Annotated in this window: 17 protein-coding genes; 13 read left to right on the top strand and 4 right to left on the bottom strand. The window is 30.3% G+C overall.

Annotated features, from left to right (window positions below):
• Positions 1–64 precede the first annotated feature (64 nt).
• Together V7R38_RS05810 and V7R38_RS05805 are read right to left on the bottom strand one after the other, a co-directional pair.
• Complete coding sequence (locus tag V7R38_RS05810; RefSeq protein ID WP_015481260.1) at positions 65–394, bottom strand: MerR family transcriptional regulator; 330 nt, start codon at positions 392–394, stop codon at positions 65–67.
• A gap of 14 nt (positions 395–408) precedes the next feature.
• Positions 409–1,371: a M23 family metallopeptidase gene (locus tag V7R38_RS05805; RefSeq protein WP_334056598.1), complete on the bottom strand. Its 963-nt coding sequence runs from the start codon at positions 1,369–1,371 to the stop codon at positions 409–411.
• Between the two features lie 160 nt (positions 1,372–1,531).
• Here V7R38_RS05805 and alaS point away from each other — a divergent pair, with 160 nt between their 5' ends.
• The 10 genes from alaS to V7R38_RS05755 all read left to right on the top strand — a co-directional run bounded on the left by alaS (position 1,532) and on the right by V7R38_RS05755 (position 13,885).
• Positions 1,532–4,153 carry an alanine--tRNA ligase gene (gene alaS, locus V7R38_RS05800; protein WP_334056596.1) on the top strand — a complete coding sequence of 874 codons (2,622 nt, stop codon included), beginning with the start codon at positions 1,532–1,534 and terminating at the stop codon, positions 4,151–4,153.
• A gap of 75 nt (positions 4,154–4,228) precedes the next feature.
• Positions 4,229–5,851: a DUF1800 domain-containing protein gene (locus V7R38_RS05795; protein WP_334056594.1), complete on the top strand. Its 1,623-nt coding sequence runs from the start codon at positions 4,229–4,231 to the stop codon at positions 5,849–5,851.
• 3 nt (positions 5,852–5,854) lie between these two features.
• A complete protein-coding gene (locus V7R38_RS05790) occupies positions 5,855–7,432 on the top strand; it encodes a DUF1501 domain-containing protein (protein WP_334056592.1) in 1,578 nt (525 codons plus the stop codon).
• Between the two features lie 36 nt (positions 7,433–7,468).
• Complete coding sequence (locus V7R38_RS05785) at positions 7,469–8,419, top strand: GSCFA domain-containing protein (RefSeq protein WP_334056590.1); 951 nt, start codon at positions 7,469–7,471, stop codon at positions 8,417–8,419.
• A gap of 68 nt (positions 8,420–8,487) precedes the next feature.
• Positions 8,488–9,201 carry a DUF6498-containing protein gene (locus tag V7R38_RS05780; RefSeq protein WP_334056589.1) on the top strand — a complete coding sequence of 238 codons (714 nt, stop codon included), beginning with the start codon at positions 8,488–8,490 and terminating at the stop codon, positions 9,199–9,201.
• A gap of 76 nt (positions 9,202–9,277) precedes the next feature.
• Entirely contained in the window at positions 9,278–10,369 is a 1,092-nt protein-coding gene (locus V7R38_RS05775; protein WP_334056588.1) for a hypothetical protein, read from the top strand.
• Between the two features lies 1 nt (position 10,370).
• Positions 10,371–10,763, top strand: a complete 393-nt coding sequence (locus tag V7R38_RS05770) for a hypothetical protein (protein WP_334056586.1) — start codon at positions 10,371–10,373, stop codon at positions 10,761–10,763.
• A gap of 170 nt (positions 10,764–10,933) precedes the next feature.
• Positions 10,934–11,089 (top strand): hypothetical protein, encoded by a 156-nt coding sequence (locus tag V7R38_RS05765; RefSeq protein WP_334056585.1) that lies wholly within the window; start codon positions 10,934–10,936, stop codon positions 11,087–11,089.
• Between the two features lie 40 nt (positions 11,090–11,129).
• Entirely contained in the window at positions 11,130–13,235 is a 2,106-nt protein-coding gene (locus V7R38_RS05760) for a tetratricopeptide repeat-containing sensor histidine kinase (RefSeq protein ID WP_334056583.1), read from the top strand.
• On the top strand, positions 13,232–13,885 hold the full coding sequence (locus V7R38_RS05755) for a response regulator transcription factor (RefSeq protein ID WP_334056582.1): 654 nt from the start codon (positions 13,232–13,234) through the stop codon (positions 13,883–13,885). The genes V7R38_RS05760 and V7R38_RS05755 overlap by 4 nt, the downstream gene beginning before the upstream one ends.
• Here V7R38_RS05755 and V7R38_RS05750 read toward each other — a convergent pair.
• Together V7R38_RS05750 and V7R38_RS05745 are read right to left on the bottom strand one after the other, a co-directional pair.
• Positions 13,882–14,163 (bottom strand): rhodanese-like domain-containing protein, encoded by a 282-nt coding sequence (locus tag V7R38_RS05750; RefSeq protein ID WP_334056580.1) that lies wholly within the window; start codon positions 14,161–14,163, stop codon positions 13,882–13,884. The genes V7R38_RS05755 and V7R38_RS05750 overlap by 4 nt on opposite strands.
• 43 nt (positions 14,164–14,206) lie before the next feature.
• On the bottom strand, positions 14,207–15,952 hold the full coding sequence (locus tag V7R38_RS05745; RefSeq protein ID WP_334056578.1) for an aromatic amino acid hydroxylase: 1,746 nt from the start codon (positions 15,950–15,952) through the stop codon (positions 14,207–14,209).
• A 169-nt stretch (positions 15,953–16,121) separates the two neighbouring features.
• Here V7R38_RS05745 and V7R38_RS05740 point away from each other — a divergent pair, with 169 nt between their 5' ends.
• The 3 genes from V7R38_RS05740 to V7R38_RS05730 are packed head-to-tail and all read left to right on the top strand — an operon-like array spanning position 16,122 to position 18,566.
• Positions 16,122–16,388 (top strand): hypothetical protein, encoded by a 267-nt coding sequence (locus V7R38_RS05740; RefSeq protein ID WP_015481274.1) that lies wholly within the window; start codon positions 16,122–16,124, stop codon positions 16,386–16,388.
• Positions 16,389–16,434: 46 nt separating this feature from the next.
• Positions 16,435–17,952 carry a 2,3-bisphosphoglycerate-independent phosphoglycerate mutase gene (gpmI, locus tag V7R38_RS05735; protein ID WP_334056575.1) on the top strand — a complete coding sequence of 506 codons (1,518 nt, stop codon included), beginning with the start codon at positions 16,435–16,437 and terminating at the stop codon, positions 17,950–17,952.
• A 2-nt stretch (positions 17,953–17,954) separates the two neighbouring features.
• Entirely contained in the window at positions 17,955–18,566 is a 612-nt protein-coding gene (locus tag V7R38_RS05730) for a thioredoxin family protein (protein WP_334056573.1), read from the top strand.
• The last annotated feature ends 43 nt before the right edge of the window (positions 18,567–18,609 follow it).

Genomic DNA, 18,609 nt, shown 5'->3' with positions numbered 1-18,609 from the left:
GCATAATATAAAAACAGGTAAAATATATTGGGATATTTAAATAAGAACGTCTTACAAAAAGTAATTAAAGTGAGTTCTTTATTTTTAGCAATTCTGCTTTTACAGCTTCTAGTCTGCTAATAACCTCATGCTTATTGAAAGTGCTTTCTGGGTTCTTTTTAAGCTGCTGTTTTGCCCCTTCTAAGGTGAAGCCTCTTTCTTTAACTAAATTAAAGATAAGTTTAAAGTTATGAATATCATCTTGCGTAAAAAGTCTATTTCCTTTTTTATTTTTCTTTGGTTTGATGATATCAAACTCCTTTTCCCAAAATCGAATTAATGAGGTGTTTACATCAAAAGCGGATGCAACTTCGCCAATCTTATAATATCTTTTTTCGGGTAAATCTATATACATAAAATAGGCCTAAATTAATCGTAAGATTGACTTTCTTCTGAGGTTTGCTGCAAGTTTGCAAACTCTTCTAAGGTTAAATCTCCATAATAAAAGTTTATCGGATTTAAAGCCACATCATTTTTATGAACCTCATAATGCAAGTGTGGAGCTACAGATAAACCTGTGTTACCAACATAACCAATTAAGTCTCCTCTTTTTATAGTTTCTCCTCTTTTTACTACCATTTTGCTTAAGTGAGCATAAATGGTTTTATAACCATAACCATGATCTATGTAAATTACTTTACCAAATGTAGAGCTTCTTTGGGCTCTGTAGATTTTTCCATTTCCTGAGGCGTAAACAGGTGTGCCTTTTGGAGCCGTAAAATCCATTCCTTTATGAAACTTATTGATTTTTAAAATAGGATGCATTCTCATTTTATATCCAGAAGCCACATAAAAATCACCTTTTTTAACAGGTAAAATAGCTGGTATTGACGCCAACATTTCTTCCTTTTCTTTTGCTAATGAAACTATTTCATCTAAAGATTTAGATTGCACCACCATTTGTTTAGATAAGATATCTACTTCTTTGGTAAGATTTTTAATTAGTTCAGAATTTTCAAATCCGTCTAAGTTTTTATATCGATTTACACCACCAAAACCTGCTTTTCTTTGTTCTTCAGGTATTGGGTTTGCCTCAAAATAACTTCTATAAATATTATTATCTCGCTCTTGTAGCTGAGATAATATAGAAGCACTTTCTTCTAACCTCTTATTAATTAACTCGTAATGAAACTTTAAGTTTTCTAATTCTCTTTTTTGAGCACGTTCTGAAGGAGAAGTAATTATTTGACTAAAGCCAATAAAACCAATGAACGCAATAAGAATTACACCTAAAAAGCTAAATAATATTTTACGATAATAATCGCTCTTCTTTACAGCAATTTTTCTGTAAGAAAGCGTATCCTCATCATAATAATATTTTACTTTTGCCATATTGTGAAATATACTATTTTTGTGTTTGTATTAAAGATTTCTTGGAAAACTTTTAAATACAAGAACTCACAAATTTACGAAATGTTTTACAACTGCTTTTTTAGAGCAGTTATTTTAAAAATATATTAACATAATCCAACTTGTTGGAAACTTCTTTTTTATGAAATCTCAAGATATTCGCGCTACTTTTTTAGACTTTTTTCAAAAAAAATCACACTTGGTAGTTCCTTCTGCACCAATGGTTACAAAAGACGATCCAACATTGATGTTCGTAAATTCTGGAATGGCGCCTTTTAAGGAATATTTTCTTGGGAATGCAACTCCAAAAAAGAATAGAATTACAGATTCGCAAAAATGTTTACGTGTTTCAGGTAAACATAATGATTTAGAAGAAGTTGGGTATGATACCTATCATCATACATTATTTGAAATGTTAGGGAATTGGTCTTTTGGAGATTACTTTAAGAAAGAAGCAATTGCTTGGGCTTGGGAGTTATTGACAGAAGTTTATAAGATTGATAAAGATATTCTTTACGTAACTGTTTTTGAAGGTTCAGAAGATGCAGACCAACTAAACATGGATACTGAAGCCTATGATATTTGGAAAGAATATATAGCTGAAGATAGAATATTAAAAGGAAATAAGAAGGACAATTTTTGGGAAATGGGAGAACAAGGACCTTGTGGACCATGTTCTGAAATTCATGTTGATATTCGTTCTGCAGAAGAAAAAGCAAAGGTTGATGGACGTACTTTAATTAATGAAGACCATCCTCAAGTTGTAGAGATTTGGAACCTTGTTTTTATGCAATACAATCGTAAAGCAAATGGTACTTTAGAAGAATTACCAAACAAGCATATAGATACTGGAATGGGATTTGAACGTTTATGTATGGTATTACAAAACGTACAATCTAATTATGATACTGATGTTTTTACGCCAATTATTAGAGAAATTGGTACAATTACCAACACTTCTTATGGTAAAAATGAAAAACAAGATATTGCAACAAGAGTAATTTCGGATCATGTTAGAGCTGTTGCATTTTCTATAGCAGATGGTCAATTACCAAGTAATACAGGAGCTGGTTACGTAATTCGTAGAATTTTACGAAGAGCTGTAAGATATGGTTTCACATTCTTAGATAAAAAAGAGCCTTTCATTTATAGGTTAGTATCTATTTTATCAGATAAAATGGGTAAAGCTTTCCCAGAGTTAAAAAGTCAAAAACAATTAATAGAGAATGTAATTAAAGAAGAAGAAACTTCATTCTTAAGAACATTAGACCAAGGTTTAGTTTTATTAGACGGAATTATTGAAAACTCAAAATCAAAAGAAATTTCTGGAGATAAAGTTTTTGAACTATATGATACTTTTGGTTTCCCTATAGATTTAACTGCATTAATTTTATCGGAAAAAGGCTATACTTTAGACGAGAAAGGCTTTGAAGAAGAATTACAAAAGCAAAAAAATAGATCTAGGGCTGCAAGTGAAATGTCTACTGATGATTGGACAATATTAATTGATGATGCTGTAGAAGAATTTATTGGATATGACTTTTTAGAAGCAAATGTTAAACTAACAAGATATAGAAAAGTAACCTCTAAGAAAGATGGTGAAATGTATCAATTAGTATTTAACTTAACTCCTTTTTATCCAGAAGGTGGAGGTCAAGTAGGTGATAAAGGTTATTTAGAAGATACTCATGGAGATGTTGTATATATTTTAGACACCAAAAAAGAAAACAATGTAATTATACATTTTGCTAAAAATCTACCTCAGAATTTAGATGCAAACTTTAAAGCAGTTGTAGATGAAAAACAACGTTATAGAACCGAATGTAATCATACAGCTACTCACCTATTGCATCAAGCATTAAGAGAAGTTTTAGGAACTCATGTAGAGCAAAAAGGTTCTGCTGTTCATTCTAAATACTTACGATTTGATTTTTCTCACTTTTCTAAGTTAACTACAGAAGAATTACAAGATGTAGAAAACTTTGTCAATGCACGTATTTCTGGTAAATTACCTTTAGAAGAAAGCAGAAACATAACTATGGAAAAAGCAATTGCAGATGGTGCAATGGCTTTATTTGGCGAAAAATATGGTGATACTGTTAGAGCAATTAAATTTGGTAAATCTATAGAACTTTGTGGTGGAACTCACGTAAAAAATACAGGCGATATTTGGCATTTTAAAATAAAATCTGAAGGAGCTGTAGCAGCAGGAATTCGTAGAATTGAAGCTATTACAAATGATGCTGTTAAAGACTTTTATTTTGATAACAACAGAACATTATTTGAAATTAAAGATTTATTAAACAACACAAAAAATCCTGTTAAAGCTGTTCAAAAACTTCAAGATGAAAATACTGAATTACAAAAGCAAGTAGAACAGCTATTAAAAGAAAAGGCGCAAAACCTTTCTGGAGAGATAAAAAATCAACTTCAAGAAATTAACGGAGTTCAATTTTTAGCCACTAAAGTAGATTTAGATGCTAATGGAATAAAGAATTTGGCTTTTAGTTTAGGTAAAGAACATCAAAATTTATTTTTGCTATTTGCTTCTGCTCCTACTAACGAAAAAGCATTGTTAACTTGTTATATTTCTAAAGAATTAGCAAACGAAAGAGGTTATAATGCAGGAACTGTTGTAAGAGAATTAGGAAAATTAATTCATGGAGGTGGAGGTGGCCAGCCATTTTTTGCTACTGCAGGTGGTAGAAATCCTGGTGGAATTCCTAAAGCTTTAGAAAAAGCCAAAGATTATTTAACAGCCTAATTAAACCTTATTGCAAAGTTAAAGTCTTAATTAATAGTAGATTATTCTATATCTATTATTTTATTATCTTTAACTATGGCTTACCTAGATACGTATTCTGGAAATTGGACAGCTGCAGAAGCTAATCATTTATTAAGAAGAGCTTCTTTTGGTTGTTCTCGAGGTACCTTAACTGAGGCTTTAGATTTAGGTTTAACTGGCACAATTTCTAAACTTTTTGAAGCTCAGCCAATGCCTGAGCCACCCTTAAAGTACGAACTTGATGGTACAGAAAGAGACGAAGTTTATGACCCAGAGGTAAATTATGGAGAAACTTGGGTAAATGCACCTCCATACCCTATTTTACCAACACAACAAGCTACTAATAAAGCTATAAGAGCTAGAAATCGTTCTTTATATGCTTGGACTTTTATTCAAATGCAAGAGTCTGGTATTTCTATCAGAGAAAAGCTTACGCTATTTTGGCACAACCATTTTGTATCTGTAAATACCAATCCTCATAGAGAATTTTATTACATTAATACGTTAAGAGAAAATGCTCTAGGCAACTTTAAAGAGCTTACCAAAAAAATTACGGTAGACCCAAATATGTTGGTGTATTTGAGCGGAAATCAAAACACAAATTCTGCTCCTAACGAAAATTACGCAAGAGAACTTTTAGAACTTTTTACCTTAGGTAAAGGTGCTGCTGTTGGTAATGGAGATTATACAAATTATACAGAAGATGATATTGTAGCTATCGCAAAAATTCTTACAGGGTGGAGAGTTAAAAGTCTACTAGACCCAGATACATTAACTCCGTTTTTCTCAAACTTTAATCATTCAAAAGGCAGTAAAACATTATCTCATAGATTTAACAATGCAGTTATTGAAGAAAATGGAGCAGATGAATATAAAGATTTAATTGATGTAATTTTTCAGCAAGAACAGTGTTCAAAGTTCATTATTAGACAAATCTATAAATGGTTTGTAAACTCTGAAATTACTGATGATATTGAGGTAAATGTAATTACACCTTTAGCCAAAATCTTAAGAGATAATGATTACGAAATTGCACCTGCATTAAAAGTACTATTAGCTTCAGATCACTTTTTTGAAAGTACGTTTTGCATGATAAAAAGTCCTATTGATTTAATGTTATCTGTAACAAAATCTTTACTTTTTGATGGGCCATCTACAACCATTAAAGAGCAATATGATTATGCTTTAGTATTATATTCTGCTTGTTTTGATTTGAATCAAGATATTTTTCATCATCCAGATGTTGCTGGTTGGAAAGCCTATTACCAAGCACCATTATTTTACAAAAGCTGGGTAAATAGTTTCTTATTGCCAAAAAGGTTAGACTATTGTAGAATTATAGTTACAGGAGGTGATTTGGTTATCGATGATATAACCTATACTATTCCGCCTTTAATTCCGGTTTTAACCATAGTTTCAAAGATAGAAAATGCAACAGATCCTAATGTATTAATAAGATCTTTATCTAATTTATTATTTAATTACGAAGTTTCAGAAGAACAAATAATAAGTTTAAAAGAATTTTTAATACCAGGTTTACCCGATTTTGAGTGGACAGTAGAATACAGTGAATATTTAGCAGATAGCACTAACATTACCTTAGTAGTTTCTGTAGATAAAAAGCTAAGAAACTTACTTTCTATTATGGTTCAAATGTCTGAATTTCAAATAATGTAGGTTATGAAAAATCAAAAAAAACTTAACAGGAGAGATTTTATTAAGCTAAGTTCTATAGCCTCAGCATCATTACCTATTGCACTGAGTGGTTTTCCTGTATTTGCAAAAGAGAAACCTAATAATTATCAGTTTACAGAAAATAATGAGAATGTTCTTGTTTTAATACAACTTCAAGGAGGAAATGATGGTTTAAACACTATTTTTGATTTGAATGATTATGCCAATTTGCAATCAGTTCGTTCAAATATTATAATTCCAGAAAATGAATTGTTAAGTCTAAATGGCTCTACTTATGTGCATCCTTCATTAGAAAAAATGAAAGAAATTTGGGATCAAGAAAAATTAGGAATTATTCAAAATGTGGGTTACCCAAATCAAAATAGATCTCACTTTAGGTCTACTGATATTTGGAACTCTGCATCAGATGCCAATGAATTTGTTGCTTCTGGTTGGTTAGGTCGTTATTTTGATATCAATCACAGCAGTTTCCCATCAAACTATCCTGATGCCACAAATCCAGATCCATTTGCAATTACAATTGGTAAAGTAGTTTCTGAAACATGCCAAGGTGTAAATTCTAACTTTTCTTTAGCTATTGAAGATCCAGAGAATCCAGGTACAGCACTAGTATCTAGCACTAGTACAATACCCAATAACTGTTATGGAGATGCTTTAAGTTTTGTAAACGAAACTATAGCGCAAACCAACGCATATGCAGAAGTAATACAAAATGCAGCTAGTTCTGGTGCTAACAAATCGAATAAGTATACAGACTCAGACTTATCAGAAAAATTAAAACAAGTAGCTAAATTAATCGCTGGCGGTTTACAAACAAAAGTTTATGTTGTGCAAATTGGTGGTTTTGATAATCATGATAATCAAGTTGTAGAAAGCGATAAAAAAACAGGCCAACATGCAAGTTTACTACAAGAATTATCAGAGGCTATGGCTGCTTTTCAAGATGATTTAAAACTTTTAAACATAGATCAAAAAGTATTGGGAATGACCTATTCTGAATTTGGGAGACGTATACGTTCTAATGGAGGTTTAGGTACAGATCATGGTTCTGCTGCACCTTTATTTTTATTCGGAAATTGTGCAAAAAATCAAATTTTAGGTGATGCTCCAGAAATTGATACACAAGTGGATGATCAAGAAGGTGTGCAAATGCAATTCGATTTTAGAAATATTTATAGCACCATTTTAACAGATTGGTTAGGTGCTACAAAACAAGAATCTGAAACCGTACTTTTTAAAAATTTTGAAGCTCTACCTATTTTTAAAGTAAATTGTAATGCTACTTTAACATCAGATACTAGTATTAATAACGAGCCTGTTTTTAAGGTGTATCCTAACCCTACTACAGACTTTGTAATTTTTAATTTTAAAGGTAGTAATGCCAACACAAAAATTACTTTATACAATGCAATTGGGGCTGTAGTAAAAATAATTGCTAACACCACTTTTAACGACTCCAATCATACAGTTAAAATTGATTTACAATCCTTACCAAGAGGCAATTATTTTATTCATTATCAAACGAAAGGAAACTCTAAAACCAAAAAATTGTTGAAGTACTAAATTTCGATTAAATTTACTTTTCAAAATAAGTAATTTATGAAATTTCAAACCACGATTCCTTTAGAAAAACGATCTAGAAAGCTCATAGATTACAACTCAAAAATTCTATTATTAGGTTCTTGTTTTTCAGAGAATATTGGGCAAAAATTAGATTATTTTAAATTTCAAAATTATCAAAATCCTTTCGGTATTTTATTTCATCCAAAAGCTATAGAGCAATTTATAACTGATGTTATCAATACAAAATCTTTTACTAAAGAAGATTTAATATTTCAGAATGAAAGGTATCATAGTTTTGACGCGCATTCTTCTTTAAGCGAAGTTGATGAGAATATGATTTTAAACAATCTAAATTCTCAAATTATAGCGACTTCTAAATTTTTAAAAAACACTTCTCATTTAGTAATTACTCTAGGTACAGCTTGGGTTTATCGTTTTATAGAGGATGACAAAATTGTGGCTAATTGTCATAAAATTCCCCAAAAAAAATTTTTAAAAGAACTATTGACTATTGCTGAGATAAGTGAGAGTTTAGAAGCGATTATTTCTTTAGTAAAAAATGTAAATCCAGATATTAACTTGCTTTTCACAGTATCTCCAGTAAGACATTTAAAAGATGGATTTGTAGAAAATATGCAAAGTAAGAGTCATTTAATTTCGGCAATTCATGAAGTGATTGACAAAAGAAAAAGTATTCACTACTTCCCTGCTTATGAAATAATGATGGATGAACTTAGAAATTATAGATTCTATGCAGAAGATATGATACATCCTAATAATACTGCAATACAATACATTTGGGAGAAATTTACATTTACTTGGTTTTCTGAAAATACAACAGCAACCTTAAAAGAAATTGATACAATTCAAAAAGGAATTGCCCACAAACCATTTAACCCTAAAAGCAAAGAACATTTAAAATTTTTGCATAATTTATCGTTAAAACAAGAGCTAATAACTTCTAAATTTCCACATATATCCTTTTAAAATAAGGCATTTGGCGTATTTATAATTATGAATAGTTTTTATTGATTTGTAGTTCTAAAATTTACTACATGATTAAGAAAATATTATATCCTACACCTCAAAATGCATTTATCTGGTTAAGTAGCATTTATTTGCTTTTCTTGCTATACTTGGGCAAAGCAAATGCCCTTACTATTTTGTTTGCCTACTTTCTAGAAACCATTTTAATAGGCATTTTTAATGCATTAAAAATGGCAACTACAATTTGTTATGGCAATTCTAAAACTAAGAATGTTACCTTGATTCTTTTCTTTGTAGTACATTATGGTTTTTTTGTAGCCATACAATCCATATTCGGATTTGCACTTTTTAGTATGGGCAAAAGTAGTATCATAAAAGAGCCCTTTAACCTCATAGAAAATTATACCTCAATTTTGCAATTAGAAGACATAAAATTTGCCTTACCTGCCATTATTTTTACGCACTTGGGTAAATTTATTTCAGATTATATTGCTCAAAAAAAGTATCTTAAATTCACTACCAAAGAGTTGATGTTTAAACCCTATTTAAGAATTTTTATCCAACAATTTGTTGTAATTATTTCGTTTTTCTTTATTGTTTTTAATAACGGTGCAGGCTTAATTGCTGCTGTATTATTAATTGTTTTTAGACTTATAGTCGATTTATTTTTTGAATCTATAAAAGAAAACTCAGCAATTCTAGATTCACTCTCTATAAAATTAGCCAATGAAAAAACTACTGCAGATGAAATTAAAAAACAACTAATTTCTTATACCGAATAAAAATATACGTCAAATGACGTATTGTAAGCGCTTTCCTTTCTTGTGACTTTTGTAAGGTAACATTAAAACACTAAAAATGAAAAATTTAGCACTTCTTGTATTTGCTGTTTGCATATCTTTTGTAAGTACCGCTCAAAATATTGGAGACTTGAAAATCACATCTAAAAAATATGGGATGAGCACCATGAAAAAAGCACCTAAAAAAATATACATCAACACTTTTAACGTAAACTTTGAGATGTATAAGGAAGCAATAGATTTTAAAGCTGGTGGAAATGGAGGTAGAATTGGTGGCAATACAAGTAATGCAACTGCTAAAGCTGCTGTTGGTTTAGATGGTATTGATGCAAATTTAATGCTTGCAAAAACAAACGAACTTTACAAGAATTTTATTGATAGAATTACCAAAGAAGGTTATGAAATAATAACTTTTGATACTGCAGAAAACACTGCTGTTTTTGAAGGATGGCAAAAGGCCTCAGGGCCTGCTATTGGTGAAAGTATTTCTGGAATTATTAATGTAATTCCTGAAGGTTATACTACTTTTTACAAACGAAAAACTGATAAAGGAGAAGTAAAAAAAGGTTTTTTAGGCGGTATTGGCTTACAGTCTAAATTATCTAAAGCGCTAAATGATGCTATTGTTGCAGACGTAAATTTATACGTTATGTTTTCTGAAGAAGGCAGTGACTGGATGAAAGGTAAAGCAGCCAAGGTTAAAATTAAAACAAACTTAAGATTGATAAATACCCATGCCATATCTGTTCCTCAAAAATTTAAAAAGAAGAAAACAACTATGGGTAAGTTATTTGGTTCTGTAAAAATTGCTGGGGCATCAGATACTTATCCTGCCAGTTCAAACATTACTTTTTCTCAAGGTAAATCTGGCTTAGGAACAAAATCATCTTTTATTGGAACTTTAAAAGGTGACGTAGAAATTGAGGGAGTTATGAAAAAAGAAAAAATTGTAGCCTATCAAAAACAAGGCTCTTTTGTACCTACATCTTTTTCTACCTTTTCTAATTATTTAGATGCAAAAGCCGATCGATTTTCTACTACAACGAAATGGATTCCTGTAGATGCTACAAAATTTGCAAACGGATTCTATAACGCTTGTAACACATTTTTAAACAAACAGTTAGATGCTATATTTTCTAAGTTAAACTAAGATGAAAGCATTACAACATTTATTGTGTCTTATTGTTTTTTTGTTACTTTTTAGTTGCTCTGAATATGGCAAAAAATTACAATATGATAAAACAGAAATTTACTATACAGATCTAGTTGAAAAAGAGGAAGCAGAAAAGTTGGGCGATTTTTTAGTATCATCAAAATTTGCAGGTGAAAACGAAAAATCGGTTCAACTTTCTAAAAACAAAGAAAACAATCATTATCAATTTAGAATGGTAACTACCACAGATGCTGCAGAAAGTGAAACCTATGAAGCTATATTTAAAATGTTTGCTCAACAATTATCTGATTCTGTTTTTAACAAACAACCTGTAGACTTTCATGTTTGTGATACTACTTTTCAAACGCTAAAGGTCATCACTTTCAAATAAAAAACACAATCTATAGTAGCTTTAAAAACGACTTAAAACACCTTAAAATGGAAGGATATCCCCCAATTTTAATTTTTATAATCATTGCATTTATGGTGTTATTGATTGTTTTTTTATCCAATTCTTATTATCAATTAAAGAGAAGAGAGCATACTAAAATTAAAATTTTAATGAAGACCATATTAGAGGAAAAAAACGCAACTTTACTATTAGAACATGAAAATCGTTCTCTTAAGGTGGTGATGCAATCAATTAAATTGAAGCTAAAAATAGTGAATGTAAACCTTTTAAATATTCAATTTTCGCTTGTAGAAATCTTACATTAAATTGTTTTTTTTAACTTGGTTACCTGATTTACTTTTACTTATGAAAAAGACCTTACTCGTATTTGCCCTATTATTAATGGCAAATCCCTCTATTTCAATAGCTCAAAACAATACCATAGATAGTTTAAAAACTTCACTCACATTAGCTAATACCAAAAAACAAAAAGCGGCTACATACTTACTTTTAATAGATAATTATTTTAGCTCTAACAAAGATTCTGCAGAGTTCTATTTAAAAAGAACTTTACAATTTACAGAATCAGAACCTACACTTCAAGTAAGTTACATTAGTGCCATTTTAAAGTATGCACAACTATTTATTGTTAAAGGAGATTATAAAGAATCAGAAAAATATTATAACAAAGCTTGGGCAATTTTAAAAGACAACTACAATTACGAGTTATACTCTAAATATTATGGAGATTTTGGTGTTTTGCATTTTTATAAAGGCGATTTTAAAGGTGCATTAAACAATTTTTCTAAAGCGTTAGAATTGGCTGAAAAAGAGCAAATAGATGAGGATCAACTGCGCTTTTTAAATAATAAAGCATTAGCTATGTCTTATTTAGGAGAAGCTGAAGCTTCTTTAGACGTTCATAAAAAAGCCATTTTTTTAGCTGAAAAGTTAAACGATTCTACAGCACTTGGTAAATCTTTTAACAACATTGGTTTAATTTACGAAGACATGAAAGAATACAATAAAGCTTTAGAGTTTTATTTGAATGCATTAGAAATTAAAAAGAATGGAACCAGCCAAATAGATGTTGCAAATAGTTTATACAATGTGGCTGGTATGTATAAAGAAATTGGTGAAAAAGAAAATGATACCACTTTGTATGTCAAAGCAGAAAATTACTACCAGCAGTCTTTAGAATTGGGTGATAAAATTAATTACGGAAAAATTATTTTATATACTAAAACAGGGCTAGCTCAATTGGCAACAGCTAGAAATAAACCCAAAAAAGCTATTGAAATTTATAAAACAGTTATTCCAGAAGCAACAAATTCGAATGACAATCAAACTTTAAGGTTAACTTATTTAAATCTTGGTGTTAATTATTTAAAAATTAATCAATTGAATAGAGCAGAAAACTATTTATTACAAGCAAAACCTTTAATAGAATCTTCGAATAAACCTTCAGATAAGGCTAAATTGTATAAAAATTTATCAAAATTATATGCAGATAAAAATCAATTTAAAGTTGCATATGAGTTTTTTGAACAACAATACAATTTAGAGCAAGAATTATCTAAAAACTCGTTACAAAATAAAATTTCTGATTTTGAAATTAAATACGAAACTGCTAAAAAAGAGAAAGAAATTGCAGAGCAAAAAGAACAGTTATTAGCACAAGAACTTGATATAAAAAACAGAAATTTATATGCTCTTTTGCTTAGTTCTGCTTTAATTATTTTAGGTATAATCTTTTTCGCTATCTACAAAAGAAATCAGCTTAAAAGAAATCAACTGCAAAAAGAAATCGATTTAAAAGATGCACTTGCTACCATAAAAACTCAAAACAGATTGCAAGAACAGCGCCTTAGAATTTCTAGAGATTTGCACGATAATATTGGCTCTCAACTCACCTTTATAATTTCTTCTATAGACAATTTAAAATATGTGTCTAAAGATGCAAATGAAAAACTGAAAGAAAAACTATCTAATATAAACACATTTACAGGAGATACCATTCATCAACTAAGAGACACAATTTGGGCAATGAATAAAAGTACTATTTCTGTAGAGGATTTACACTCTAGAATATTATCATTTATAGAAAAAGCAAAAGTTTCTGTACCAAATATCGATTTTAATATCTCTTATGATATTGATGCAAATAAAAGTTTTCCTTCTATAGTAGGCATGAACGTTTTTAGAGTAATTCAAGAAGCCATTAATAACGCTTTAAAGTATGCAGAAGCATCTAAAATAAATGTAGAACTTGCCAAAAAGGAAGCTCATTTTTTAATTAAAGTTTCTGATAATGGTAAAGGTTTTAATTTAAAAACTGTAGAACTTGGCAATGGTTTAAGCAATATGGAAAAAAGAATGGGCGAAATCAATGGCTCTGTAATTATAAATTCTGAACTTGAACAGGGAACAGAAATCATTTTAAAAATTGCTTCAGAAAACCAAATAACATGAGTTTAAAAATTTGTATTGCAGAAGATAATTACTTTTTAACCAAAGCCATTAAAGAAAAATTGTCATTTTTTGACGATATTTCTGTAAAGTATCATGCAAATAATGGTGCTGAACTTATTGGTAAATTAGAGGAGAACCATAACATAGATGTTGTTTTAATGGATATACAAATGCCAGAAATGGATGGTATTAAAGCAACAGAATTGGTAAAGAATAAATACCCTCAAATAAAAGTTATTATGCTAACAGTGGTAGATGATGATGAGTATATTTTTAACGCCATCAAAGCAGGTGCCAATGGCTATTTATTAAAAGAAATTGATGCAGAAAATCTGTACAAGAGCATTATTGAGGTTACAGAAGGTGGTGCACCAATGACACCAAGTATTGCCTTAAAAACTTTAAACCTATTAAGAAACCCAACAATAGCTACTGAAAAAATAGAAGAATCTGATACTATTAAATTAACAAAAAGAGAAACCGAAATTTTAATACAGTTAAGTAAAGGCTTAAACTATAATAGTATTTCTGATAACTTAATAATATCACCTTCTACCGTTCGTAAACATATAGAAAACATTTACAAAAAATTACAGGTTCACAGTAAAATGGAAGCTGTAATGAAAGCTCAAAAAAGAAATTTGATTTAGTCTTCTAAATGTTGTGCTACGTTTTGCCAAGGGCCACCATTAATTACATCTAGTCCGTTTTGTTTTAAGAACTGAGTAGCTTGTCCACTTCTACCTCCACTTCTACACACAGCAATAATTGGTTTTTCCCAAGCCTTTATTTGATCTAATTCTGTAGGAATTAAGTTTAATACAATATGTTTTGCAGCTGGTATATGGCCTTCATCCCATTCCATTTGTGTTCTCACATCTAATATTACTGCATCCTTTCCTAAATAATTTTTGATTTCATCACTCATATCTTTCCTTTTAAAAATGTCAAATAAACCCACGTTATTTTGTTTAAAGTTGATGCAAATTTAAACCATTTTCAATAAGGCTAGTGTAACTTTTGTTACTTTTTAGTGATTGTAGCGTCTCTAAAATTGAACTTTTTATGGCATAATTATTAACTAAAGCCAACTCATAAAGTTCTAAATGCAAGAGCCAATCATTAGGATAATTATTTTTTAACTCAGTATAAATAGCAGTTATTTTTTCTTCAGAAACTGTTGCTTCTTCGCGCATTTTTCTAACTGATGCATAAAGAGAATACAACTGTTTTTCGGCATTTGTATAAACAATTTTATGCGTTTTTGTTTCTGAAACTTTGCCCAAACCATCAAAAGAATCTACATCTGCAGGCCCTGCATAAGCAGATACAATTGAAGAACCAACAGCCATATCATATAAACCCCATTCAGGTTTAAATAATACCTCATCTTTGTAAGTAACAGTACATTCATCAAAAGTAATTAATAGTATTTTACCTCTTAAATCTCTTGTTCCTGTAATTGCTCTACCTTTTAAAACAATACCACTTTCGAACTCTAAGGTCATGAATTCACCTTCATAAATGCCATAAGCTTTTAAATCTCTTGGACTCATGTCTTCAATAGGCAAATTAATTCCTTTTAATTTACCTATTGGGCTACCAAATCCATTTTGATGCACAGCTGTTCCATGCCCAATTAATTCTTTATCTCTATTAGCCAAAGCTGTTGCTCCCTTAGTTTGAAAGTAAGCTACTTTATTGTTTTTAAATTGAATTACTTTATCAAAAACACCAGAAATTTGAATACCAGTAGTTAATTCAATCGTTCCCAAATTTTGAGAATCTATTAATTTTTGCACACCATTTAAGCCTCCTTTTCTCAGAGCCATTGTATTTGCAAATTCGTCTAAAACTAAACTTAAATAAGCAAAATCTGGAGTTACAAATAATTGTGGTTGTGGTTTTGTAATGTCAAAATTTTTAGTGGCAGCTTCTATAGAATATTTTACCTTTTTAACTTTGTCTTGCATGCACCAAGCACTTTCACCTATAGATGATAATAAACCTGCTCCATAAATTTTTGGATTCTCTAAAGTGCCAATCAAACCATATTCTACTGTCCACCAATGTAAATTTCGAATCATAGCCATTTCAGACAATTCACCCATATTATCTTGCAGCCAAGCTACTTTTTCTTCAGCCTCTTGAATTTGTTTCTCTGTCGAGTTTGGATTCTCTTTTAAAATAGATAAAAGTCGAATAGCTTCGTACATTTCGTGATCTTTAGCAGATGAAATGGCTTTACTACCAATTTCTCCAAAACGTCTTAAATACTCAGAATACTCTGGGTTTGCAATAATTGGTGCATGACCTGCAGCTTCGTGAATAATATCTGGTGCAGGTGTGTATTCTATATGATTAATGGTTCGCATATCTGATGCAATCACTAAAACATTGTAAGCTTGAAACTCCATAAACGCATTTGGTGGTATAAAACCATCCACAGAAACAGCTGCCCAGCCAATTTCTTTTAAGATTCTGTTCATACCTTCCATTCTTGGTATGCTTTCTGTAGAAATACCTGTTTTTTCTAAACCTGGAATGTAAGATTTGTGAGCTACTTTACTTAAATAATCTACGTTCATTCGCATTACATACCTCCAAACTGCTTGGTTTTGTGGTGTGTATTCCTCATAAGGTTGCTTAACAACAAACTTGTGTAAATGTTTTGGTAACTTCTTAGTTACAGCATTCATTTCAAAGTGTGAATCCATTAAAAAAATCTCATATAATTTACCTTGTAAAATTACGATTTTTACAATTAATCTGTGTTTTATTTCATGTTAAAAATTGATTTGAAAACGATTGGCGAAATAAATTACGATATTACTAATTGTAACAAAATCAATAAAATACCTACATATCTATAAAAGAGATACAATTATGGGTTTTGGAGGTTCTGCAGCAGCAATGATTACTAGTTTAAAAAATAACAAGAGAAATCGTGTGTCTGCTTTAGAAAAACTTAAAAACCATAAAAAAGGTAATGCAATTCAGGTTAAGTTTGATAAAAAAGCCAATAAAATTCAACTTAAACAAATTAGAGAAAAACTACAGGCAGAAAACAAGCGTAAACTAAGAAGAAATATCATTCTTTTTGTCTTGGGAATCCTTATTATCATTTACGCTATCGGTTTCGTAAAATTTTAAGTTACTCTCTAAAATCTTTCTTATTTTTACGTTATAAATCAATAACATGAACAAGAAAGTAATCTTAATGATTCTAGATGGTTGGGGTATTACACAAGACCCAAAAGTTTCTGCCATTTACAATGCGAACACACCTTATATTAACGCTTTATATGACAAATATCCTCATGCAGAATTAAGAACTGATGGAGAACATGTGGGTTTACCTGAAGGACAAATGGGGAACTCAGAAGTTGGACATATGAATTTAGGTGCCGGTAGAATTGTATATCAAAACTTAGCTAGAATTAACAAAGCTGTTCAAGAAAATACTTTAGGTCAAGAAAAAGTGTTGTTAGATACCTTTAAATACGCCAAAGAAAACCATAAAAATGTGCATTTATTAGGTTTAGTTTCTAATGGAGGTATTCATGCTCATATTAATCATTTAAAAGGAATTTTAGATGTTGCCAAAGAAAATAAGGTAGATAATGTTTTTCTACATGCTTTTACAGATGGTAGAGATTGTGATCCAAAATCTGGTGCTTATTTTATAAATGATATTCAAGAATATATGGCAAATAGTACAGGGCAATTGGCTACTGTTACTGGGCGTTATTATGCCATGGACAGAGACAATAGATGGGAAAGAGTTAGTGAAGCATATCATGGAGTTGTGAATGGTACAGGTACCAAAACTACTGATGTAATTGCAACCATTAAGCAGAATTATGAAGATGGTTTAACTGATGAATTTCACAAACCAATTATTGTTACTAATGAAGATGGCACACCAAAAACAACCATTAAAGAAGGTGATGCTGTAATTTTCTTCAATTACAGAACAGACAGAGGTAGAGAGTTAACAAATGCGCTTTCTCAAACAGATTTTCCTGAATTTAATATGAAAAAACTAGATTTATATTATACAACAATGACCTTGTATGATGAATCTTTTACCAACATTAATGTAATTTACAATAACGATAATATTAAAAACACTTTAGGTGAAGTTTTAGCCAATGCTGGTAAAAAACAAATTAGAATTGCTGAAACAGAGAAATATCCTCATGTTACTTTCTTCTTTTCAGGTGGCCAAGAAGCACCTTTTGAAGGCGAATCTAGAATATTAAGAAACTCTCCTAAAGTAGCAACTTATGATTTAAAACCAGAAATGTCTGCTTATGAATTAAAAGATGCACTTTGCGAAGATTTAGAAAAAGGTGATGCTGATTTTGTTTGTTTAAACTTTGCAAATGGTGATATGGTTGGGCATACAGGTATTATGGAAGCTGCCATTAAAGCTTGTGAAGCTGTAGATGAATGTGCAAAAGCCGTTATTGAAACTGGCTTAAAAAATGGTTATACAACCCTTTTAATTGCAGATCATGGAAACTGTGAAACTATGATGAATCCTGATGGATCACCTCATACAGCACATACCACAAATCCAGTTCCTTTTATTCTAATAGACGATGAAATTAAATCGATAAAAAGTGGTATTTTAGGTGATGTTGCACCTACTATTTTAGAATTAATTGGAGTAGATCAACCAAAAGAAATGACTCAAAAATCGCTTTTATAACTATGAAAAACATATCAATACTATTTTTTACAATACTACTTTCAGCATGTAATGCAAATAAAACTGCAGTTGAGAACAATACAGAAATTGAAGAAAAAATTGAAGTTGTAGAAATTAAGGAGGTTGTTAGACAAAAAGCACCAGCAGCAAATGCTACAAAAAATGATAGAGGTTATTTAATTGGAATTGCAAACAGAGAAATGTTTAATGATGACTCTTACAACTACTGGTTTGATGATAGGTACAAAGAGTACAATACAGACAAAGAATTAATAGCAAAATTAAAACCAATTATTAACGATTTTACCATTAAAGGTTTTATGGGTACTTGGTGTGGAGATAGTAAAAGAGAAACACCTCGTTTTTATAAAATTTTAGATGAAACAGACTTTGATCAAGAATATTTTGAACTTATAACTGTTGGTCGAAACAAAAAAACACCAAACAATTTACAAGAAGGTTTTAATATTATAAGAGTACCTACTTTCATTTTTTATAAAGATGGTAAAGAAGTTGGGCGTTTTGTAGAGTACCCTAGAGAATCTTTAGAAAAAGATATTCTAAAAATTCTTACAGGAGAACCTTACAAACACTCTTATGATAGAAGTAAATAAACAGTACTACTCTTAAGCACTAAGCATTCATAAATCCTAATAA

Source organism: Polaribacter sp. P097 (assembly GCF_036864555.1).
Lineage (GTDB): Bacteria > Bacteroidota > Bacteroidia > Flavobacteriales > Flavobacteriaceae > Polaribacter.
The sequence above is the reverse complement of the archived record's forward strand: the minus strand, read 5'-3'. Positions and strand labels throughout refer to the sequence as shown.